This window comes from Rhizobium sp. SSA_523 (assembly GCF_030435705.1).
In the GTDB taxonomy this organism is placed as follows: Bacteria; Pseudomonadota; Alphaproteobacteria; order Rhizobiales; family Rhizobiaceae; genus Neorhizobium.
In genome coordinates, this window is the sequence record NZ_CP129381.1 from 373,177 (window position 1) to 395,209 (window position 22,033).

At 61.8% G+C, this 22,033-nt stretch carries 20 protein-coding genes and 1 pseudogene; 5 read left to right on the top strand and 16 right to left on the bottom strand.

Annotated elements, in window-relative coordinates:
- Window positions 1-205: 205 nt before the first annotated feature.
- The 4 genes from QTJ18_RS03105 to QTJ18_RS03120 all read right to left on the bottom strand — a co-directional run bounded on the left by QTJ18_RS03105 (window position 206) and on the right by QTJ18_RS03120 (window position 3,615).
- A complete protein-coding gene (locus QTJ18_RS03105) occupies window positions 206-658 on the bottom strand; it encodes a BLUF domain-containing protein (protein ID WP_252752092.1) in 453 nt (150 codons plus the stop codon).
- Window positions 655-2,274 (bottom strand): putative bifunctional diguanylate cyclase/phosphodiesterase, encoded by a 1,620-nt coding sequence (locus QTJ18_RS03110; protein ID WP_252752091.1) that lies wholly within the window; start codon window positions 2,272-2,274, stop codon window positions 655-657. Before QTJ18_RS03110 ends, QTJ18_RS03105 begins: the two co-directional genes overlap by 4 nt.
- Before the next feature lie 263 nt (window positions 2,275-2,537).
- A complete protein-coding gene (locus QTJ18_RS03115) occupies window positions 2,538-3,278 on the bottom strand; it encodes an SDR family oxidoreductase (protein WP_252752090.1) in 741 nt (246 codons plus the stop codon).
- Between the two features lie 124 nt (window positions 3,279-3,402).
- Window positions 3,403-3,615 (bottom strand): tautomerase family protein, encoded by a 213-nt coding sequence (locus QTJ18_RS03120; protein ID WP_252752089.1) that lies wholly within the window; start codon window positions 3,613-3,615, stop codon window positions 3,403-3,405.
- A gap of 119 nt (window positions 3,616-3,734) precedes the next feature.
- Here QTJ18_RS03120 and QTJ18_RS03125 point away from each other — a divergent pair, with 119 nt between their 5' ends.
- Entirely contained in the window at window positions 3,735-4,622 is an 888-nt protein-coding gene (locus QTJ18_RS03125) for a LysR family transcriptional regulator (RefSeq protein ID WP_252752088.1), read from the top strand.
- Window positions 4,623-4,652: 30 nt separating this feature from the next.
- Here the strand turns inward: QTJ18_RS03125 and QTJ18_RS03130 are convergent, their stop codons facing one another.
- Window positions 4,653-5,555, bottom strand: a complete 903-nt coding sequence (locus QTJ18_RS03130; protein ID WP_252752087.1) for a LysR family transcriptional regulator — start codon at window positions 5,553-5,555, stop codon at window positions 4,653-4,655.
- 116 nt (window positions 5,556-5,671) lie between these two features.
- Between QTJ18_RS03130 and QTJ18_RS03135 the strand changes: the two genes are divergently transcribed.
- Window positions 5,672-6,538 (top strand): aldo/keto reductase family oxidoreductase, encoded by an 867-nt coding sequence (locus tag QTJ18_RS03135; protein ID WP_252752086.1) that lies wholly within the window; start codon window positions 5,672-5,674, stop codon window positions 6,536-6,538.
- Window positions 6,539-6,721: 183 nt separating this feature from the next.
- Here the strand turns inward: QTJ18_RS03135 and QTJ18_RS03140 are convergent, their stop codons facing one another.
- The 4 genes from QTJ18_RS03140 to QTJ18_RS03155 form a co-directional block, all read right to left on the bottom strand.
- Window positions 6,722-7,195, bottom strand: a complete 474-nt coding sequence (locus QTJ18_RS03140; RefSeq protein WP_252752085.1) for an AtaL-like protein — start codon at window positions 7,193-7,195, stop codon at window positions 6,722-6,724.
- 257 nt (window positions 7,196-7,452) lie between these two features.
- Window positions 7,453-7,842 carry a limonene-1,2-epoxide hydrolase family protein gene (locus QTJ18_RS03145; protein WP_252752084.1) on the bottom strand — a complete coding sequence of 130 codons (390 nt, stop codon included), beginning with the start codon at window positions 7,840-7,842 and terminating at the stop codon, window positions 7,453-7,455.
- 43 nt (window positions 7,843-7,885) lie between these two features.
- A complete protein-coding gene (locus QTJ18_RS03150) occupies window positions 7,886-8,488 on the bottom strand; it encodes an NADPH-dependent F420 reductase (RefSeq protein WP_252752083.1) in 603 nt (200 codons plus the stop codon).
- A 29-nt stretch (window positions 8,489-8,517) separates the two neighbouring features.
- Entirely contained in the window at window positions 8,518-9,270 is a 753-nt protein-coding gene (locus tag QTJ18_RS03155; RefSeq protein WP_252752082.1) for a 3-oxoacyl-ACP reductase family protein, read from the bottom strand.
- Between the two features lie 107 nt (window positions 9,271-9,377).
- Between QTJ18_RS03155 and QTJ18_RS03160 the strand changes: the two genes are divergently transcribed.
- A complete protein-coding gene (locus QTJ18_RS03160) occupies window positions 9,378-10,307 on the top strand; it encodes a LysR family transcriptional regulator (protein WP_252752081.1) in 930 nt (309 codons plus the stop codon).
- A gap of 30 nt (window positions 10,308-10,337) precedes the next feature.
- On the opposite strand, the gene QTJ18_RS03165 is transcribed toward QTJ18_RS03160, so the two are convergent.
- From QTJ18_RS03165 to QTJ18_RS03175, 3 genes are all read right to left on the bottom strand, one after another.
- Window positions 10,338-12,188 (bottom strand): ABC transporter ATP-binding protein, encoded by a 1,851-nt coding sequence (locus QTJ18_RS03165; RefSeq protein ID WP_252752080.1) that lies wholly within the window; start codon window positions 12,186-12,188, stop codon window positions 10,338-10,340.
- A gap of 179 nt (window positions 12,189-12,367) precedes the next feature.
- Window positions 12,368-15,004: an ATP-binding protein gene (locus tag QTJ18_RS03170; RefSeq protein ID WP_252752079.1), complete on the bottom strand. Its 2,637-nt coding sequence runs from the start codon at window positions 15,002-15,004 to the stop codon at window positions 12,368-12,370.
- Window positions 15,005-15,184: 180 nt separating this feature from the next.
- Window positions 15,185-15,943, bottom strand: coding sequence for an SDR family oxidoreductase (locus tag QTJ18_RS03175; RefSeq protein WP_252752078.1), 759 nt, complete (start codon window positions 15,941-15,943; stop codon window positions 15,185-15,187).
- Window positions 15,944-16,091: 148 nt separating this feature from the next.
- Between QTJ18_RS03175 and QTJ18_RS03180 the strand changes: the two are divergent.
- Window positions 16,092-16,427 (top strand): annotated as a pseudogene (locus tag QTJ18_RS03180) (aldo/keto reductase); the annotation flags it as partial.
- A 119-nt stretch (window positions 16,428-16,546) separates the two neighbouring features.
- Here QTJ18_RS03180 and QTJ18_RS03185 read toward each other — a convergent pair.
- The 4 genes from QTJ18_RS03185 to gudD all read right to left on the bottom strand — a co-directional run bounded on the left by QTJ18_RS03185 (window position 16,547) and on the right by gudD (window position 21,045).
- Complete coding sequence (locus tag QTJ18_RS03185) at window positions 16,547-18,046, bottom strand: tripartite tricarboxylate transporter permease (RefSeq protein ID WP_252752077.1); 1,500 nt, start codon at window positions 18,044-18,046, stop codon at window positions 16,547-16,549.
- Between the two features lie 10 nt (window positions 18,047-18,056).
- On the bottom strand, window positions 18,057-18,521 hold the full coding sequence (locus QTJ18_RS03190; protein WP_252752076.1) for a tripartite tricarboxylate transporter TctB family protein: 465 nt from the start codon (window positions 18,519-18,521) through the stop codon (window positions 18,057-18,059).
- Window positions 18,522-18,623: 102 nt separating this feature from the next.
- Window positions 18,624-19,592 (bottom strand): Bug family tripartite tricarboxylate transporter substrate binding protein, encoded by a 969-nt coding sequence (locus tag QTJ18_RS03195; protein ID WP_252752075.1) that lies wholly within the window; start codon window positions 19,590-19,592, stop codon window positions 18,624-18,626.
- A gap of 79 nt (window positions 19,593-19,671) precedes the next feature.
- Window positions 19,672-21,045: a glucarate dehydratase gene (gene gudD / locus QTJ18_RS03200; RefSeq protein ID WP_252752074.1), complete on the bottom strand. Its 1,374-nt coding sequence runs from the start codon at window positions 21,043-21,045 to the stop codon at window positions 19,672-19,674.
- Between the two features lie 156 nt (window positions 21,046-21,201).
- Between gudD and QTJ18_RS03205 the strand changes: the two genes are divergently transcribed.
- Window positions 21,202-21,918, top strand: coding sequence for a FadR/GntR family transcriptional regulator (locus tag QTJ18_RS03205; protein WP_252752073.1), 717 nt, complete (start codon window positions 21,202-21,204; stop codon window positions 21,916-21,918).
- The last annotated feature ends 115 nt before the right edge of the window (window positions 21,919-22,033 follow it).

The following is a 22,033-nucleotide window of genomic DNA, read 5'->3' on the forward strand; positions in this document are numbered from 1 at the left end:
CGGATCCGCAGCATGCGTGCCGGACCCCGATGGTGCCGGGCGGATACGTCTTGACGCGTTTTGACCCGAGAGCCATCCGACATGGATCGCCGCGCCCAAGCGCCCGCAATCCACGTCGGCAAGGCCTGTGCGGCCGGCGCGCTATGCCGTCTCTCATAGTGAACGGACGGCGCGGGATTGCGCGGGCGCATCCCGCCGGTTGGCGTTAGGCGGCCTGTTCTTCTTCCATGGCAAGATCACGCAGGAGCGCGTGAAGCTGATCGCCATCGAGCCGCGACGGATCGAATCCGCTGGCCTGGCCTATCTCGGCAAACCGTTCCGCATCACCGGGCGCCGTGCCGACAAAGCCCATGGCCCAGTTGGGGAAACAGCGCTTTGCGATCGGATCGAGCGCAAGCAGGGAGACGTCGCTGTGGCGCTCGTCCTGCTGGATGCGCTCGAATGCCGCTTCGAGCTTGTTGAGCGGCCCTTCCAGCACCTGTGCGAAACATCCGGAATTGAACAGCAGTGCTCCGGTGATTTCGTCTCTTTCATTGTTGGATCGGCTGACAGCGAGGATCTGGTCGATATTCTCGGTCATGGGGCGGAGGTCGTCAGCCGATTGGTTGCGGCTGTAATAGACAAGGCGGTGGATCGCGTCGGTCATCGTCGTCGTCATTGCTCCTGTTGGGCTTCTGCCAAAAATGCGCTGATATGGTCCGCCGGCATGGGCCTGCCGGTCAGATAGCCTTGAACATGTGTGCAGCGTTCGCCGCGGACACGTTCCAATTGTTCGGCCGTCTCCACGCCCTCGGCGGTAATCGCCATTCCGAGGCTCGTGCCAAGGGTCGCGATCGAGCGAAGAATGGCCTCGCTGTCGGAATCGTTGCTGGCGACAAAGGAGCGGTCGATCTTGATCTTGTTGAACGGAAACTTCTGCAGATAGCTCAGCGAGGAGTAGCCGGTGCCGAAATCATCCATCGAGATCCTCACGCCCAGCTCGCGCAGGCAGTTCAGGGTCTGGATAACGGTCTCCGTCTCGTCGAGGAGAGCTCCTTCGGTGATTTCGAGTTCGAGCCGCTGGGCCGGCAAGCCGGAGCGTCTCAGAGCCTCGGACACGGTTTCCAGCAGGTTATCGGCCTTGAACTGCAGCGGCGAAACATTGACGGCCACGACCATGTCTCCCGGCCACGATGCCGCTTCCTGGCAGGCCGTCCGCAAGACCCATTCGCCGATCTTGACGATCAGCCCGTTTTCTTCGGCAAGCGAAATGAAGGACAGCGGCGGGACATTGCCCTTCACCGGATGCTCCCAGCGCAGAAGCGCCTCGAAACCCTCCATGCGATTGGTGGTCACGTCGAAAAAGGGCTGGTAGTTCAGCTTGAACTGCTTCAACGCCAGTGCCCGGCGCAGATCGATCTCCATCTGGCGGCGCTCGAGCAGAAGCGTATCCATGCCGGGCTCGAACACGCGATACCGGCCGCGACCGGCCCGCTTGGCCTCATAAAGCGCAAGATCGCCATTGCGCAGCAGATCTCTCGCCTGCATCAGACCATTGCTGAAGGCAACGCCCAGGCTGACCCCGATATTGATGGTATGGCCGTTGATGATATAGGTGCGGCCGACCAGTTCAACCAAACGTGCCGCCAATTTCTCCGCGGCGGCCGCCCCTTCGACGTCCTGCTGCAGGACGACGAATTCATCTCCGCCGAGCCGTGCGACAAGATCGCCCTTGCGGCAGGCCGATCTGATGCGATCGGCGACTTTCGTCAGAAGTATGTCGCCCACCGCATGACCAAGCGTATCATTGACCATCTTGAACCGGTCGAGGTCGAGGCAATGAATGGCGATCGACGAGGGGTTCGATCCGCCCTCCAGCGCTGCGGAAAGATGGGCGAGAAGCGTGGGACGTGTTGCAAGGCCGGTCAGATCGTCCACACCTTTCGGGAGGACCGGGTCCGGGTCATCGGCAATCGGCCGGAGATCGACCAGCAGATCGCCATTGGCGAGATAGACAGCCGCGGCCCTGAAGGGCTCCCCGGCATCCGACAGGATACGTTGGCCTGAAAACTCGCTCTCACCGCTCGGCGCCCGGCTGCCGGGAAAGAGTTCCGAAAATTCGATCCCGATCGCCGCCTGAAGGATCGTCCTGCCGGCCTTGTTGGTGAAGATCACGTGACCATCCGTATCGACGATGAGGATGGGATGCGGCAGAGCATCAAGGATCTCTTCCGGGGCCGCCGTCGTCAGGGGCTTTGGCGGCACGGGATTGCGATCGGGCGAGTTCATGTTCATTGCGAGCTTCCGCATTCTGGATGGGCAGGAACATAACCGGCGGCGGTTACTCAACAACGGATTGTCGACCTGCAACTGCGGATTTTGCGCCGACAGAGTTACCGATTGCTAAAATATTGACGGATGCTCACATTTATTCGGCCTCGCCGGGGATCCTCCGGCGCGGCGTGAGCGGCAGAAGGCAATTCCGCTGCCGCTCGCTCGGCTCTTTTGCGCGATCACTCACCCTTCGGTGTCACAAGACCAGGGCGCTCACCGTGCTCTCAGACCATGCCGCCATTGACGCGAATGATCTGGCCGTTGATCCAGGCACTGTCGTCGCGCGTCAGAAGCGACACGACATTGGCGATGTCGGCGACTTCGCCCAGACGGCCAAGCGGGTTCATGTGCCTGATCCGCTCGAGCGTTGCCTCATCCTTGCCGTCGAGGAAGAGTTCAGTCGCAACGGGACCGGGTGCGACGGCATTGACCGTGATACGCCGCGGCCCGAGCTCCTTTGCCAGAATATGGGTCATCGCTTCGACGCCGGCTTTGGTTGCTGCGTAGACGGCGTAATTCGGTTGATACAGACCGACAACGCTGGTGGAAAAGTTGATGATCCGGCCTCCTTCGCGCAGGCGAGTGGAAGCTTCCCGCAAGCCGTTGAACGTGCCCTTCAGATTGATCGCAACGGTCCGGTCGAAATCCGCATCGTCGAATTTGGCGATCGGTGCGAGCTTCATGATCCCGGCATTGTTCACCAAAATGTCGACGCCGCCATAGGTCGCCTCGGCCTCGCTGAACAAGGCCCGCACCGCGGCGGGATCGCTGACGTCGGCCTGGGCCGCGATGGCCTCGCCGCCTGCGCCCTTGATCTCTTCGACGAGGTTCGCGGCAGCGTCGGCGCTGCCCGCATAGTTGACGATGACGGACAAGCCGTCGGCGGCCAGCCGCCTGGCAATCGCCGCGCCGATGCCGCGCGACGACCCGGTGACGATCGCGACTTTCGTGGTTGAGGTGGTCATGTGCATCTCCTTGTTGTCAGCGCACAGGTTCGGTCAGCCTTTGCGAGTGGCTGACCCTTCATCTGCGTGGCTTTTGAGTGGATCCAGTCGTTGGATCATCGGCCCGTGAGCGGCATCGCTCGCGTCAGGACGTTGCCCGATAATTCTCGGGAATGACGAAGACCTCGTCGGCGCGGGCATAGCCACCATCCTTGACCTCCTCGATCAGGACCATCGTATGGGGACGCGCTGCTTCGGAAAAATATTCGACCAGCATTGCGGTGGTGCGGTGGACGATCTCTTCCTTCTGGGCGCGGGTCAAAGCGGCTTCCGGAACTTTGAAATTGGCGAATGGCATGAGGACGACTCCTGTTTGTGTGTTGCCAGTGCCAGAAGTAACTATTTCATCGATGTGGAGTAGAAGGGTCCGGGCAACATCACTATTTCGTTCGGTGAAACAATGGACAAGGGCTGACCATGGACCGCCTCGACATCATGAAGCTTTTCGTCCGGATTGTCGAAAGACGCAGCTTCGCGCAGGCCGGCCGCGATTTGCAGATCCCCCGCCCGACGGTGACTCATGCCATCCAGCGGCTTGAGGCGGAGCTGGGTGCGCGCCTGCTCGATCGCACCACCCGCTCGGTGCGGCCGACGCTGGATGGATCGCATTACTACGATCGCTGCGTCAGGCTTCTGGCGGATCTGGACGATATGGAGGGTGCCTTTCGGCAGGCGGAGCCGCGCGGACCTCTGCGGGTTGACGTTCAGGGCACGATCGCGCGCTTCTTCGTCATGCCGGAATTGCCGAAATTCATTGCACGATATCCGGGCATCAGCCTGAACCTCAGCGAAGGTGACAGGATGGTTGATCTGGTTACGGAGGGTGTGGACTGCGTCGTGCGCGCCGGTGACCTGGCGGATTCCTCGCTCGTCGGACGCCGCATCGTCGCCTTCGATCAGGTGACCCTCGCCAGCCCTGACTATCTCCGGCGCTTCGGCATGCCGAAAACGCCTGAGGATCTGGACGGTCACCGTATGGTTGCCTACGCGGCGTCTGCCACAGGGCAACCATATCCTCTCGAGTTTCGGCGCGGCGAGGAGGATATCGAGGTTGCCCTTCCCTTCGATGTCGTCGTTCGCGGTGCGGAAATCTACACCGCGGCCGGCGCTGCGGGTCTCGGCCTCATCCAGGTCCCGCGCTACCGGGTGATGCAGCAGATCGCGGCCGGCGAGCTGACGCCTGTGCTGGAGGATTTTCCACCGCCGACCATGCCGGTCTCGGTCCTGTATCCGCAAAGCCGGCACCTGTCGTCCCGCCTGCGGGTGTTTGTCGACTGGCTTGCCGAAATCTTCCAGACAGACTGAGGGAATGGCGGATGCCTGCTCTCTATCGCCTCACCGCGGCATGGCCTTGATGAAATCGATGAAGGCGCGCAGAGGCGACGGCACCAGTCGTCTGCCGGGATAATAGAGGAAGGGTCCGGGAAAACTCAGCCACCAGTCTTCCATGACCGGCACAAGCGCGCCGCTGTCGAAATCAGGCCTCAGCCAGTCTTCGAACAGATACATAAGGCCAAGGCCCGCTTTCGCAGCCTCGATGCCGAGATCGGTCGCGCCTCCGGACTGTACGACCAGATTGCCCGAGGCTTCGATCAGCGACACCTGCCCGTCTCGCTCGAACTCCCATGCCGGGAGAGCCCGGCCGATAAAGCGTCCGCGTATGCAATTGTGCGACAGAAGATCTTGCGGCGTAAGCGGCATTCCCCGCGCCGCAAGATAGGCGGGCGAGGCGGCGAGCGCGAAGCGCTGCTGGCGCGGTCCGATCGGGACCGCGATCATATCCTGCTCCAGACGTTCGTCGTAGCGGATGCCGGCATCATACCCGCCCTGGACGATGTCGACGAAATTCTCATCGGTTGCGATCTCGAGCCGCACCTCAGGATAGGCCGCGAGGAACTGCGGAACGATCCGTGGCAGAACGAGCCGGGCCGCGCTCGCCGGAACATTGAGCTTCAGCGCGCCGGCAGGTCGGTTGCTGTGGCTGGAGGCCTGATTCAGCGCCGATGCGATTTCCGAAAGAGCGGGGCCAAGACGCTCCATCAGCGCCCGGCCGGCCTCCGTCGGCAGGACGCTGCGCGTCGTGCGGTTGAGCAGTCGCACGCCAAGTTCGGCTTCGAGGCGCTTGACGGCATCGCTCAGGGACGACGAGCTTATCCCCGCTCCACGGGATGCCTGGCGAAAACCGCCCGCCCGCGCCACCAGCATGAAGGCTTCCACATCCCCGATCTCCCGCATCATGTCGCCGCGATCTCCACCCGCATTGTCCGGGATGCCGGACAGCTTGTCCAGATATAGCCGGATTGTGGCATCTATGCCAGGCGCCTAATTTCTCGGTCGAAACAGGAGATCGAAACATGACTATGGTTGGAAAATCCGGCACCTTCACTCTCGGTGACCGTTCCGTAAAGCGTTTGGGTTACGGCGCAATGCAGCTTGCAGGGAAGGGCGTCTTCGGTCCTCCGCGCGATCGTGAGGAAGCCGTGGCCGTGCTGCGCGAAGCTGTTGAAAGCGGCGTAAACCATATCGATACCAGCGATTTCTATGGACCGCATGTCACAAATCAGATCATCCGCGAAGCTCTGCATCCTTACAGCGATGACCTCGTGATCGTGACCAAGGTCGGCGCACGACGCGGTTCGGATGCATCCTGGATCCCCGCGTTTTCGCGCGAGGAACTGACGCAGGCGGTGCATGACAATCTGAAGAACCTAGGGCTCGACGTTCTGCACCTGGTCAATCTGCGGGCGATGTTCGATGTCCATGGACCGGCAGAAGGGTCGCTGGATGCGCCGCTCGAGGTTCTTGCGGACTTGCAGCGGCAAGGCTTGATCCGCCATATCGGCCTGTCGAACGTGACGGCAAAACAGATCGAGGACGGGGGGCGGATCACGCAGATCGGCTGTGTGCAGAACCAGTATAACCTGGCACACCGGCAGGATGATGCGATGATCGACAGGCTCGCGGGCGAAGGCATCGCCTATGTGCCCTTCTTCCCGCTTGGCGGCTTTTCGCCGCTCCAGTCCTCCAGCCTATCGACCGTGGCATCGCGTCTCGGCGCAACCCCGATGCAGGTCGCGCTTGCCTGGCTGCTGCAGCGTTCGCCGAACATTCTGCTGATCCCCGGCACCTCCTCAAGGGCGCATCTGAGAGAGAATCTCGCTGCGGAGGCTGTCGAACTTCCGGAAGACGCGCTTCGCGAACTGGAAACGATTGCCGCCTGATCGAAATTCAGCCATCTCCAGGCGCAGGTCATGGTGATGCAAGATTGACTGCCGCGGGAGGAGGGCTGAGCACGGCCCTCCTCCTTTTTGCGTGCCGAAGCCTCGGCCCGTCATGTCTGGGCTCGACCGCGTCGAAAGACCAAGACCTCAGAGCGAGGAGACCTTCGCCGAAGATGCCTTGCATCAAAGCCGACCCTCTGCGCGCAGTTCGCGGGTGCGCTTCAGCGTCGAAAGCAAGGCCGACTTGTAGCCGCGCTCGCTATCGAACTGTGCCTGTTCAGCCTGCTCCTCCGGTCCGTTCGGGGTTTTGCCGCGCAAGCCGAGATAGCAATAGAAGCGCAGCTGAAGATTGCCCTCTTCATCCTCGTAGAGCTCGTTGACGATGGCGCCTTCACGCGGTCCGCCAGCCTGGAAGAAGGTCACCTTGTCATTTGCTTCGAGGGTGATGATTTCCTTGACCGCCGTGCCGCCGATGGTGGCTTCGCGAACGAAGTGGCTTGCGCTTTCTTCGACCACCTCGCAATGCGTGCAGAGGCCGGGCGGAAGAAACAGCCGTGCATCGCGGGCCTTCAGCTCCAGACCCTTCCAGATTTCCTGCCGTGAGAGTTTCGCCTCGCCCTCTGGGTTTACCGGAACGGTTGCCGTCGAATAAATCATGATCGTGTCTCCTTGATTGGGATCGAGAGTTCCCGGCCGGGGCCGGACCAAGCTTTGGAAACAGAACCGCGGCGAACTCAGAAGCGGAAATCCGGGTGCTGCTTGCTTGGCACCTGGACTATGTCCGGTTCGCCATCGGACCAATAGACGGTTAATCTGGACATTCCGTCTCACTAGTGAGACGGTTGCGTCAGGCCGCCCTTCGGCGGAACAGGCGGCCATCGGTAATCATGCAGCGGAGGGGGAGCAGCGAGGCGTCACCGCCTGATCTGGTTAAGCTGCCGATCGAAGTCGGAAGCGTCGAAATAATCCCGCCATACTGTTATCTTTTCGCCATCGACGGTCAGGGTGCCCATGACCGGCAGGGTAATCCGGCCGCCGCTTTCATGAGTGAAGATATCGATCCGCTCATTCAGAACGACATCGCCCGAAGCGGCCATGTGAACGACCCGCCAATCCACGGTAAAGCTCTTGCCGACCCCGAAATCGGCGTGAAATTTTCGGACATTGTCGCGGCCGACAATGTCGGGGAAGGGGACATTGTCGTAAAGGACGTCGTCGGACAGCATGCCGAGAGCCTCTTCGATGCGATTGGCGCTCCAGTGGTCAAAGAACGTCCGGGCAATGTCTAAAGGGGTAGGGGACATGATCTGGATCCTTGATAGGTGAAGGGGAGGGATGTGACGGCGCCTAGCCGATCCTGATGAGATTGAGCCCTGGCAGGGGGCCACCCGGAAACTGTACAAGGCGCGCGCCGAGCGACAGATCGCCGAGATCGAGTGCGAAGAAGCCGAGCCTTTCGATGATCCGGCCAACCTCCGCTTTGGCACTGCCGTCGTCACCGGAGAAGAACAGCACCCGCTTGCCGCCATGGCTGGAGGGATCGCCGGCGACCAGATGCGGCTGAAGGTGATTGAAGGCTTTCACCACGCGCGCTCCCGGGACCAGGTCGACAAAAACCTCCGAGGAGCTGCGTCCCTTCAGATTGGCTGGCTTGAAGAGCGGGGCCTCGATCGGATTATTGGCATCGATGACGATCCTGCCGCCGAAATTCGGAAGTCCTGCCAGCGCCACCGGCAGCTTGGACCAGTTGACGGCAACGATCACGATGTCCTTCGATGCTGCCTCCTCCCGTGTGCCGGCCGTGATGACAGGACCGAGGGCGCTGACGACATCCTTCAGGCTTTCCGGCCCCCTGCTGTTGGACAGGGTTGCCGGAATATTGTTGCGGGCCAAGGCCGTTGCGATAGCCGTGCCGATCTGGCCGGCGCCGATGATTCCGATGCTGGGCATGTGTCTTCTCCAGGATGTCCAATGGGTGTTCAGGCTGTCAGGCCGCCATCGGCGATGATGTCTGCGCCGGTGATGAAGGCGGCTTCCGGGCCGGCGAGAAAGGCGACGAGGCTGGCAATCTCGCTGGGCTGTCCGTACCGTCCGATCGCCATTCCCGCACCGACAAGCTCTGCGACCGGACCATTTGCCGGGTTCATGTCGGTGTCGGTTGGTCCCGGATGGACGGTGTTGACGGTGATTCCGCGTGGGCCCAGATCGCGGGCAAGGCTGCGATTGAAGCCGGCGACCGCGCCCTTGGTCAGCGTATAGACCGATGCAGTGGGAAAGGCGGCATAACGGGTCATGGATGAGCCGATGTGGATGATGCGGCCGCCGGACGTCATGTGACGGGCAGCCTGCTGCGTGGCAACGAAGACCCCGGTGACATTGACGGCAAGCATCCGCTCATAATCTTCGAATTTGTAGTCGTCGATGGGTGCATTGATCGCGATGCCGGCATTGTTAACCAGGATGTCCAGCCGGCCGAAGTGCTCCGCTGCCTGCGTGACAGCCGCCCGGACGGCCTCGGGATCGCCGGCATCTGCCTTGATGGCCAGTGCCTGGCCACCTCTGGCAGTAATCGCCGAAACGACGCTTTGCGCCTGATCGGCGGAGGCACTGTAGGTGATCGCCACCGCCGCGCCTTCGGCGGCCAGGCGCTGCGCGATAGACGCACCGATCGAGCGTGATCCGCCTGTCACCAAAGCTGCTTTTCTCAAAAGTGTCTTGCCTGTCTGCACCATCGTCTTCACTCCATGTCGTTCGATGGGCTGAAGATGGCGTATTCATTCCTCCTTGATTAGCTGCTTACCTCTTGTAAGATTTTAAAAGAAAATTTGAAGGGCAGGGTATGGAAACGCTCGCCAATCTGGAATGCTTCGTCCGCAGTGCCGAATGCGGCAGTTTTTCCGAGGCAGCCCGTCGTCTGTCGCTTACACCGGCCGCTGTCAGCCGGAATGTCGCCGTGCTCGAGCAAAATCTCGGCCTGCGGCTCTTCCATCGCTCCACCCGCAGGCTGACGCTGACGGAGGCGGGCGAGACGTTCCGGAGCTCCATTGCCGATCATCTGGAAGAGCTCCAGATCGCAATCGCTCATGCGTCGACGACCGTCGGCGAACCGGCCGGCACGCTGAAGGTCAGCCTGCCTCCGACCTTTGGTGTCACGCATATCCTGCCGCTCCTGCCGGGCTTTCTGGCGCGCTATCCGCATGTGCGGCCGGAGTGGCATTTCGAGAACCGTCAGGTGGACCTAGTCGCTGAAGGCTATGACGCTGCGATAGGCGGCGGGATAGAGCTTCTGCCGGGGCTGATCTCGCGCGCATTGGCGCCCGCCCACATCGTTCCGGTGGCCTCGCCGGATTATATGGCAAGGCAGACGCCGCCGGTCGATCCATCCGGATTGCAGGCATTGAACGGCATCGTGATGCGTTCCCTGCGGACCGGCCGCATCCGTCACTGGACCATGCGCAATGCGGGCGGTGACGAGATGCCCGCTCCCCTTTCCGAAACCATTGTGGTCAACGACCCGAACGCCATGCAGGAAGCCGCTCTTTTGGGCCTGGGCGTTGCCATGCTCGCGACTGCCGATGCGCTGGCGGCGCTGGAGACAGGCCGATTGGTGCGGCTCATCCCGCGATGGTATGCCGATGCCGGCGCCATCTCCATCTATTACGGATCCCGAACCCTGGTCCCGGCCAAGACGCGCGTTTTCGTGGACTGGGTCGCCGCCGCCTTCAAGGACCAGAGACTGGCGGAGCGCTTCGCCGCGAGTTTGCACTGAGAGTTCTGACAGTCCAAATTTGGCTGTCGTTCAGATCTTCTCCGGGATGAAGCCGGCGGTCTGACGTTTCCAGAGGCTGCCAAATAGGCCGTCCTGCTCGACGAGCTCGGCCGGCTTGCCCTGTTGGACGATGCGCCCCTGGTCGAGCACGATGATACGGTCCATGCTCGCAATGGTCGAGAGCCGATGGGCAATGGCGATGACGGTGCGGCCCTGCATCACCATATCGAGTTTTTGCTGGATGGCCGCCTCTGACTGGCTGTCGAGCGCAGAGGTCGCTTCGTCAAGAATGAGGATCGGCGCGTTCTTCAACAGGACGCGGGCAATGGCGACGCGCTGCCGCTGGCCACCCGACAATTTGATGCCGCGATCGCCGACGAAGGCCTGGTATCCGGTGCGGCCCTCGCTATCTGAGAGATCGGCAATGAAGCTATCGGCCGCCGCCATTTCCGCCGCCGATTCAACCTCCTGGCGGGTCGCCTCCGGCCGGCCATAGCGGATATTGTCGCCGACGGAGCGGTGCAGTAGCGAGACATCCTGCGCAATCACGCCGATCGCGCGTCGGAGGCTCGCCTGCGTAACCGACCGGATATCCTGGCCATCGATCAGGATTCCACCCCCCTGAATGTCGTAGAAGCGTAAGAGGAGGTTTGCGAGCGTTGTCTTTCCCGCCCCAGAGAGGCCGACAAGACCGACCCTCTCACCCGGTCCGACCGTTAGCGACAGATCCTCAAAGACCGGTCTGCCATTCCTGTAGGCGAAACGGATCTTGTCGAAGCGGATCTCCCCGCCTTCGATCCTGAGATCCGCCGCATCCGTCTTGTCCGTGATCGTCGGCGGGGTGGCCAGAACCGGCATGGCATCCTTGATGGTGCCAATGGCCTGGAAGATCTGCTGGCCCATCTGCAGAAAGGTGAAGACCTGGGTGGACAGGCGCTGGAGAATATAGACGGCGCCCACGAATTCGCCGATCGACAGGAAGCCTTTGACGAGACCGGAGAAGCCGATCGACAGCATTGTCAGCCACAAGATCACGTTGAGCAGGACGACGATCGCCTCGGAGGTGCGATAGATACGCTGTTCGCTGTGCTGCGTCTGTACGGCAGTCTGGATCGTGTGGCGGATGGTGCCGGCCTCGCTGTCTTCGGCAGCGAATTGCTTGATCATCTGCATATTGGTGTAGAGATCGGTGATGGCGCCGGAAACGAGGCTGCGCTGCCGGGCAGTGCGGCGCGAGCATTCGGCGAAAAGGGGTACGATTTTGACCGTGAAGGCGAGGTTGAGGGCGATCCAGACGATCACCGGCACGGCCAATTGCCAGGACAGGGCGCTGAGAAGCACCACCGAGCCGACCAGTTGCATCAGGAAGCGGGGAACGGACTGGAAAGCCGCGATGATCTGCTGCTGCACGGCGGAAGCGACCTGGGAAATCCGCGAGGCGACCTGGCCGGCGAAAAGCTCATGGAAAAAGGCGAGATCCTGTCTCTCCACCGCCTTGTGGCCCTGCCATTGAATGGCCGCCGGCATGGCAACGCCCAGCGTGTGGGATGTCAGGGTGTTGACCAGGAAGGACATGATCGGCAGGACGGGAAAGATCAGCAGGCCGAGACAGGCGAGAAGAGGCCATTGCTCTGCCAGGAAGGCGGGTGCGCCTTGCTCTGTCACTCCGTCCACGATGACCGACAATCCCCAGACGATCGACAGGTTGATGGCTTCGCTTGCCATGGAGCAAAGCGCCAGCGCAAGCAGCACGCCGCGAAACATGGAGATGAAATGCAGGAGGACGCTGCCGGGTCCCTTCGCGGGAAGCGGTCTGTAGGCGATCTCCAGCGGCCGGATCCAGGTTTCGAAGGGGCGATAGATGACATCGGAAATCGACATGGCCACTCGCAGAAAAGAAGAAGGGACGGCAAGAGAACCCTACCGGCCCCTGACGTGCTTGTCTCAATCTGAAGTAGCAGTTTGGCCTTTTTCGGTCATCGCACCTTTTGCCGCCCGTGCCATGGTCCGGCAGTCGATGACGCAGGTGCCGTCGCCCGGATGAGAGCGATAGCTCAGGATCACATCGGTGCGGTTTCGCTGCCGATCATGTCTCTGACCCGCCTGCCAAAGGCATCGGCATCGAAGGGCTTCGTCATGATCTGCATACCCTGCTCGAGATGGCCGTGGTTGAGCACCGCGTTCTCGGCATAGCCCGTGACGAACAATATCTTGAGTTCGGGCCGAAGAACGCGTGCCGCATCCGCCACCTGGCGGCCGTTCATGCCATTCGGCAGTCCGACATCGGTGATCAGGAGGCAGATCTCGCTGTCGGATTGCAAGATGCTCATCGCCGAGGCGCCGTCATAGGCCTCCAGAACAGCGTAGCCGAGATCCTCCAGAATATCGACCGCCACCATGCGCACCAGCGGCTCGTCATCGACCACGAGAACCGTCTGCTCGCCCGACGCAACGGGAGGATCAAGCACCGATTCAGGGGCATCCTCGGCAGGGGCATCGGCCAGGTGTCGCGGCAGGTAGATACACACCCTCGTGCCGTTTCCGACTTCGGAATGGATCCGCACCGAACCTCCCGACTGGCCGGCGAACCCATAGACCATAGAAAGGCCGAGCCCGGTTCCCTGGCCGAGCGGCTTGGTGGTGAAGAAGGGGTCGAAGGCCCGCGCCGCCACATCGGGGGGCATTCCGCTGCCGGTATCGCTGACGCAGAGCGACACATAATGCCCGGGCGACAGGCCCCGTTCGCGCGCAGCGCGATCGTCCAGCCAGCGGTTTTCGGTTTCGATCGTAAGCTTTCCGCCATCCGGCATGGCATCGCGTGCATTGATGCACAGGTTGAGAAGGGCATTTTCCAGCTGGCCGACATCGGCGAAGGTCGCCCACAGTCCTTCGCGCTCCGGGGCCTCCACCGTAACCGCCGGACCGACGCTTCGCGCAATCAGCTCCTGCATGCCCGCCACCAGACGGTTCAGGTCGATCGGCTTCGGCTCCAGCGTCTGGCGGCGCGAGAAGGCCAGCAAACGCTGGGTCAGTGCTGCCGCGCGCTTGACTGCGGATTGCGCGCTGTGAAGGTAACGATCGACATCAGCGAGCCGGCCTTGCGCCAGGCGGGTGTTCATCAATTCCAGGCTTCCGCTGATGCCGGCGAGAATATTGTTGAAATCATGCGCCAGGCCGCCGGTCAGCTGACCCACCGCCTCCATTTTCTGAGAATGCCGCAGAGCCTCCTCAGCCTCTATGAGGGCCGAGGTTCTCTCGTGAATGCGGGCCTCCAGCGTCGCGTTGAGTTCGGCCAGTTCATCCGCCGTCCGCCGGAGATTGGCCTCCGCCTGCACCCTTTGGATATGCGCCCAGGATCTCTCGGTCACTTCCCTGATGAGCGCCAGCTCCTCCGAGAACCAGATCCGCGGAACCCGGTCGTGGATCGCCATCAGCGCCGTCAGCTTGCCTTCCCGAACGAGCGGCATGCATATGGTGGCGGTGATCCCGATGTCCTGGAAGGTCTTCGCCTCTTCCGGAGCCAGTTCGGTGAGATTGTCGTTGATGATGAGGGGCAGGCCGGCGGTCAGGTTGGACACGGCAAGCGCGCCGAAGGCCGCAAGGCTGTAATGGCCGACAATGGACGGCGAACCCTCCGCAGCCCAGTCGCCGCGGATGGTGAAACCGTCCTCGTCCTCGTCCATGTCGGCGTAAGCGCAGTTGGAAAGGGACAAATGCTCCCCGACCATCCGCGTGGTGATGGCCAGTATCGCATCCGCGTCGCGGCTCCTGCCGGTTTCTCGCGCAAGGTCATCAAGAAAGCGGAGGCGGGTCTCCGACTGGCGCAGCGCCGCCTCGCCACGTGTGCGTTCCGTCACATCGGATCCGGATACGAATATGCGGGTGACCTCACCGGCCTCGTTCATGATCGGCTGGTAGACGAAGTCGAGGAAAAGCTCTTCCTCCGGACGGTTCGGTCGCGGGCGCGACAGGTAGCGCCGGGCGGTTGCGGAGAAGGGTTTGCCGGTGCGACAAATCTCCTCCAGAAGATCGATATAGCCTTGCTCGATGGCCTCCGGAAGCGCCGCACTGATGCTTTTTCCGACAACGTCGCGATCGCCGATCAGCCGGATGAAGGAGGGGTTGGCGTATTCGATGAAGAAGCCGGGCACGCTGAGCGTCATCATGAAGCCCGGGGCATTGTCGAACATGGCACGATAGCGTTCGCTCTCGCTGGCGATGCGCTGACGACCGCGAACGGCTTCCGTCGTCTCGATCACCGTATCGATCATTCCAAGCACGACACCGTTTTCATCACGGATCGAGCTGTAACAGAAGGTGAAATAGGCGGTTTCCGTATATCCGTGCCGGGTGGTCTCGACGGGGAAGTCTTCATGATAGACGGCCTTGCCGGACATGGCTTGCCTGCAGATCGGCTCCAGGGCCTCCCAGGTCTCCGCCCAGGTTACCCTTAGCGGCTGCCCAAGCGCCTCCGGCTTTGTCCCCAATATCGGCAGATAGCCGTCATTATAGATCGCGATCAGATCGGGACCCCAGAAGAGACATTGGGGGAATCGCGAGGCCACCATGGCATCGACGGTGATGAGAAGTGCGGGCGGCCAGGATTCAAGAGGACCGAGAGCGGTCCTCTCCCATGGAAAGGACCGGATCCGATCGGCCATCACCCCCGGGGAGGAGGGAAAATTCGAAAGATTCATGAAGCACGGCCCGCGATTGACACGGTAGATCTAGTGGAGACACAGCCGTTTGGGAACTGCGGCACCGTGCGAATTCCCTGCTTGTACGGTAGCGTTGGTTGCTTGCGGCGAAAATCTGAAATCCCCTTCATTTCAAGGTGCCGGCGTTGAAGCACCGGCACCCGTCGGCCGGTTCCGCTCTCAGGCGACCGGATACCCCGCTTCCGCAAACCAACGCCGCGCATCGGCGCCGGCGGCAATCTTCATCGGCTGGTCCGGCTGCGTCACCGCATGCCAGACGGCCTCGGCCACGTCGGCTGCCGTCGTGAATTCGGTGCCGGAGCGGAGCCCAGCGATATAGCCCTGAACGAAATCCCGGTAAGGCTCAGGGATGTCCATCCCCATCCGGCTCACCGCATTCTTGCCGAAGCTCGTCGTGGGTGCCGAGCCGGGCATGACCAGCCGGACGCGGATATTGAAGAGCGCGGCTTCGAGAGCGAGGCTTTCGGTGAAGGCATTCAAAGCGGCTTTGCTGGCACTGTAGAGCGACAGCGCGGGCAAGGGCTTGACGGTGACGCTGGAGCTGACATTGACGATGACGCCGGAACCGCGCATCCGCATCTGCGGCATGACGGCCTTCGTCACGGCCACGGCCCCCAGCACATTGGTCTCGAACAATTCGCGGGCCTTCGACAGTTGCGAGCCTTCGAGCACGTTCAGCATGCCGACGCCCGCATTATTGACCAGAGCATCCAGCGGTCCGCACGCCTCGATCGCCCTGCTGATGCTCTCCTCGCGGGTCACGTCCAGCTCTGCCACGGTCAGCCGATCGCTTGCGGGAAAGAGGTCGCGGCGCGGGCTGCGCATGGTTGCAACCACCTCCCAACCTTCTGACAGGAACATCTGCGCAATGGCAAGGCCGAACCCTGATGAGCAGCCGGTGATGAGAATTCTTGGCACGGGACATCTCCTTGTGAGTGGGTGATGACGCGCAAGATGCTGCGGTTTCTCAAGCCATTCCATTCTCCGGGGTCCGCATTCGTTTCGCCATCGTCCAGCTTTCCGACGGAAGCTTCACCGCACAGCGCCCGCACGGTCGCCGCACTTACTCCGAGGCATGGAGGTTCAATTTTTTGCCTGGTCCAGCCAGGGGCGGGGCTTTTTCACGGATCGGCTGGATCGTGACGGAGGAGATCATGGGGAGCTTTCCCGCACCTGGTTGTCCGAGCGGAATTTCGAGCGCCGCAGCAGGGCGATCGCGCTGGCGCAGATGCTGAAATGCCAGCCGATCCAGGTTGCGCTGGCCTATGTCCTTGCGCAGCCCTTTCCCGTGATCCCGCTGATCGGGCCGCGAGTGATCGCGGAACTGGAGCAAAGCCTGCAGGCGGTGGATATCGCCTTGAGGCCTGAGCAGATCCAGTGGCTCGAAGCAGGCGACGTCTGACCATGAAAAACGGTGCCCTCGTCATACTGTACGGTCGCCGCTTCCGCATGAGCGACATCGTCCAGTGCCGTATTTGCCGCCTCGCCAGGCTTGCCAGACGAGAGGCCCGGTTTTGACCCTTACTCCTCGACGAAAGCTTCTTCCCGTTTGCGGCGAATGGCCGGTGCCGCCATGGTCAGGAGAAGCCCCGCCGAGATCAGCAGCATCACGGCACTGATCGGATGCGTGAGGAAGACCGTGGCATCACCCTTTGCAAGCAGCATGGCCCGGCGAAGATATTCCTCCATCATCGGTCCGAGGATGAAGCCGAGCAGCAGCGGCGCCGGTTCGCAGTCAAGCCGGCGCAGCACATAGCCCGCGACGCCGAAGCCGACCATGAGATAGACGTCGAAGAGCGATTTGTTGATGCTGAACACGCCGACGGCGCAAAAGACCAGGATTGCCGGGAAAAGCAGACTGTAGCGCACCGAGATCATTTTCACCCAGATGCCGATCAGGGGCAGGTTCAGAACCAGCAGCATGACATTGCCGATCCACATCGAGATCACGATCGCCCAGAACAACATGGGCTGTTCCTGGATGACCGAGGGACCCGGCTGGATGCCCTGCATGATCATTGCCCCGATCATCAAGGCCATCACGGGGTTGGAAGGGATGCCGAGGGTCAGCATCGGGATGAACGAGGTCTGTGCGGCGGCGTTATTGGCGGATTCCGGCCCCGCGAGGCCCGCCAATGCGCCGTGCCCGAACGTCTCCGGCCTGGCGGACACCTTCTTTTCCAGGGCATAGGCCGAGAAGGATGCCAGCGTGGCGCCGCCGCCGGGCAGGATGCCGAGCACGGAGCCAAGCGCCGTGCCTCTCAGGACCGGGGGAAGCATGGCCTTCAATTCGGCAAGGGTCGGCATCAACCGGGTGATCTGGGCCAGTTCCGTCTTGCCACGTCGGTGATCGCCGAGATTGGCAATGATCTCGCCAATCCCGAATATGCCCATGGCGACAATGACGAAGCTGATGCCGTCCAGAAGCTGCGGCATGCCGCTGGTGAAGCGTTGAACGCCGGAATTGACGTCGGTTCCGACAAGCCCGAGAAGCAGGCCGAGGATCATCATCCCGAAAGCATGCAGGACGGAGCCATGCGCGAGGACGATGGCCGCGATCAGGCCCAGCACCATGAGCGAGAAATACTCTGCCGGCCCGAATTTCAGCGCTAAGAGAGACAGGATCGGCGCCACGAACCCCACAAGCAGCGTCGCCAGCGTGCCGGCGATGAAGGATCCGATGGCGGCTGTGGCAAGTGCCTGGCCGGCCTTGCCCTGGCGGGCCATCTGATAGCCATCAAGCGCGGTGACGACGGAGGAGGATTCGCCGGGCAGGTTGACCAGGATCGCGGTGGTGGAACCGCCATATTGGGCGCCGTAGAATATGCCCGCCAGCATGATCAGTGCCGTCTCCGGCGGCAGGCCGAATGTGACCGGCAGCAGCATGGAGATGGTCGCCACCGGGCCGAGGCCGGGCAGAACGCCAATGGCGGTGCCGAGAAAGCAGCCGATGAGACAATAGAGAAGATTGTAGCCGCTGAAGGCTGCGGCAGCACCAAGGAGGATTCCGGAAACATCCATGCCTACCTCCTCATGCCGTGAACCAGCTGCCGAGAAGGGGCAGCGGAAGCCCGAGGGCCCAGACGAAAACCATGCCGCAGAATGCGATGAGAGCGATCGCGGCAATGCCGCCGCTGATGGAATAGCCAAAGCTCGGAGCTGCCGCCGGCGCGATGAGAAGCAGGGTGGCGAGCGCGAGGATCAGCCCGCCTCCTGGAAGAAGAAGGGCAAACAAAAGCAGGGAGAGGGAGACGAAGACGACCGGCCGCCAGGCGAAGGGCTCGAGGGCCTCGCCGCTGCGCGTGATGCCGCGTATGGCGGAGATCAGGCCGACACAGGCGAGCAGACATCCGAGGACTGTCGGGAAATAGCCCGGGCCCATGCGAATGGCCGTGCCAAAGGAATAGCCGCTGGCAATGAGTGCGAAACCGGAGCCGAGGCAGATATAGATTACGCCGGCCCAGAAATCTTTAGGGGCATGAATGAAAGGCAGCATCGCATTCTCCCACCGCAACGAGGACCACTTCGGATCGTCTCATTTGCGCCTCCTCCCGAGGGGCTGGGTGCGGCCGCCGGAGAGGCGGCCACGCCCGGTCGATCATTCAGCCGTGATCTTTCCCGTTTCGATCACGGTCTTCCAGCGGTCCATGTCCTTCTGGAGGAAGGCGGCGAATTCCTCGTTGGAATTTGCAACGACCTCGAAGCCGATCTTGTTGAACTTGGCGACGATTTCGGGATCGGTCAGCGCAGCCTTCAATGCCTCGTTCAACTTTGCCTTCGCCTCCGCCGGCAGCCCCTTCGGTGCTGCAACACCCTGCCAGGCGCTGACGACGATGTCGCTATATCCAAGCTCCTTCAGCGTCGGCACGTCCGGCAGAAGCGGATGGCGATTTTCGCCTGTCTGGGCCAGCGCCTTCATCTGCCCTTCCTTGACGTAATTGATGATTGCGCCGAGGTTCTGGAAGGAGGCATCCACATGGCCGCCAATCAGATCCGCCTGCGCAGCCGAACCTCCCTTATAGGAGACATGCACACCCTTCGTGTCGGTGGCCTGGAAGAACAAAGCCGCCGTCAGATGGTCCGACGAGCCATTGCCGGAATTGGCAAAGCTGACGCTGTCGGGGCTGGCTTTCATCGCCGCAACCAGTTCCTCGACGCTCTTCGCCTTGAAGTCGGGATGCGCAACGAGAACATTCGGCGTGCTGACGGCCACGGTCAGAAGGTCGAAATCCTTCAAGGGATCATAAGAAAGGCTTTTCTGCAGGAAGGGGTTGGTCGCAAACGTGCCGAGCGATGCGACCAGCAGTGTCTTGCCATCCGGAGCGGCGCGCGCGACGAGGCCGGCGCCGATAGCGCCCGTGGCGCCGGGACGGTTATCGATCACGACAGGCTGGCCAAGCGTTGCGGAAATCTTCGGCTCCATGAAGCGCGCGGTCGTATCGGTTGCGCCACCGGGCGGGAAGGGAACGATGATCGTCACCTGCTCCTGTGCATTGGCGGGAACAAGATGCGCCGCAAGGCCCATCGTCAGGCCAAGGGCCAATCCCAGTAATCTGCTCTTCGTCATTCCACTTCTTTTCCTAAGTGTTGCCGATCTGCGGTGGCGTGCCGGCTCTTGGCCGCAACAGCCTCTGGTTCCAGGGGGATTACCTCACGAGGCAAGGGCGCTTGTTGTCGAAACGCCAATCCTTCACGAGATACTGCATTGCCACGGCATCATCGCGCGCCCCCAAGCCATGCTTCAGATAAAGCTGATGCGCTTCCTCCACGCGATCCATGTCGAGTTCCACGCCGAGCCCGGGTTCGGTCGGGACCGTGACATAGCCATCGACAATGGCGAAAGGGTCGCGGGTCAGCCGCTGGCCGTCCTGCCAGATCCAATGGGTGTCGAGTGCCGTGACGCGACCCGGCGCTGCCGCGCCCACATGGGTGAACATGGCAAGCGACACGTCGAAGTGGTTGTTCGAATGCGATCCCCAGGTCATCCCGAAGGCTTCGCACAGCTGCGCCACCCGCACCGATCCCTGCATGGTCCAGAAATGCGGGTCGGCGAGCGGAATATCCACAGACTGCAACTGGATCGCATGCGCCATCTGGCGCCAGTCGGTCGCGACCATGTTCGTCGCGGTCGGCAGGCCGGTGGCTCTGCGGAATTCCGCCATGATCTCGCGGCTGGAAAAACCCCGTTCAGCGCCGCAGGGATCTTCCGCATAGGCTAAAACATCCTGCCTGTCCTTGCACAGGCGAATGGCCTCCTCGAGCGACCAGGCGCCGTTCGGGTCGAGAGTGATGCGGGCCTCTGGGAAGCGTCTCGCCAGTGCCGTGACCGCCTCGATCTCCTCCTCGCCGGCAAGCACGCCGCCCTTCAGCTTGAAGTCCTGGAAGCCGTATCGATCCTGGGCAGCTTCGGCGAGGCGAACGATCGCCTCCGGGGTCAGCGCCTCTTCATCGCGAAGGCGGGTCCAGGCGTCGGTTGCGCCCTCGCCGCGCCGGTATGGCAGGTCCGTCCTGCCGCTATCTCCGACATAGAACAGATAGCCAAGCATCTGGACCTTGTCGCGTTTCTGCCCGTCGCCCAGCAGGGCCGCCACCGGAACACCAAGATGCTTGCCGAGAAGATCGAGCAGAGCCGCTTCAAGGGCGGTGACCACATGGATCGTCGTGCGTAGATCGAATGTCTGGAGCCCGCGGCCTGCTGCGTCGCGATCCTTGAACGCGTCCCGCACGGCCTGGAGAAGCGCGTTGTAGTTGCCGATCGACCGGCCCGTGAGCAGGGCAGCGGATTCCTCCAGGGTCTTGCGAATGGCCTCTCCACCTGGAACCTCGCCGACGCCGGTATTTCCGGAACTGTCGGTCAGGATCACAAGGTTGCGCGTGAAGAAGGGCGAATGGGCGCCGCTGAGGTTGAGAAGCATGCTGTCACGACCGGCCACCGGGATAGCCTTCAGCGACGTGATGACAGGCGTGTCCCGACCCGATGAGAAACCTTTGTCCTGAGCCTCAACTGACGCCGTAAGCATGTCCAACCACCTTTCCTCATTGGGTCGACGCAGGAAGGAGAGCCTTCCTCATCTTTTGCCCAACCTTACCGGTGGAAACTAATTTGTCAATATGAGTCATAATGAGTAAACATAGGGGCTATGGAGCTTCGGTATGGAAGGCGCTAGACTGTGCGGATGAACCAGAGCAGCCAGCAGATTCGTCCCTTGCGGGATATGTCCTCGCATGTCCTTGCGCAGCTTGAAGCCATGCTCGCGCAGCCGGCATGGCACAATGGCGGCCGGCTGCCGCCGGAGGCGGAGCTTGCCCAGCAATTCGGCGTCTCGCGTCCCGTGCTGCGCAAGGCGCTGGCGCAGATGCGGGAGGCGGGCCGGATTGTCTCCAGGCGCGGTTCCGCCAATTTCGTGCAGCCGAAAGCGGATATCCTCGCCGCCGCCACGCAGGAGCAAGGCCTCTCGATCCAGACCGTGTTCGACATGCGCCGGTGTCTGCGCTTTCGCGAAGTCATCGAATGTGCCGCGGCGGAGGACGCCGCAAGGGTCGGCGATCTGCACGCAATCGCCGCCATTCAGGCCGCCTATGATAAGATGCTGGCGCTGCCGCCGGGGGAGACGGTATTCGAGACCGACTTCGCCTTCCATCTGGCGATCGCCAAGGCAACGGCCAATCCCTATTTCGCCTTCGCCCTGCGGTCCCTGAAGGACCAGATCCGTCTCACCATCGAATTCACCCGGAAGCTTCAGGATCGCCCGCCGGACCAGGTCGTGCCGCGCGTGGTTGACGAGCATCGGGCCGTGCTGGAAGCGATCAGGGCGGGTGATGCGGCGGCAGCGCAAAGCGCGATGGCCTTCCATATGAAGCAAAGCGTGGTGCGGCTTCTGGAAGAAGACTGAGACGGGAATGCTGCCGGCGGTATGTTTCCTTCATCCCGTAAGCCGCCGTTTTCACGTGATTTTCTGGTGCGCAGAGAGAGGCCCGCCGGATGGGTACTGTCAGCGAAACTATGGC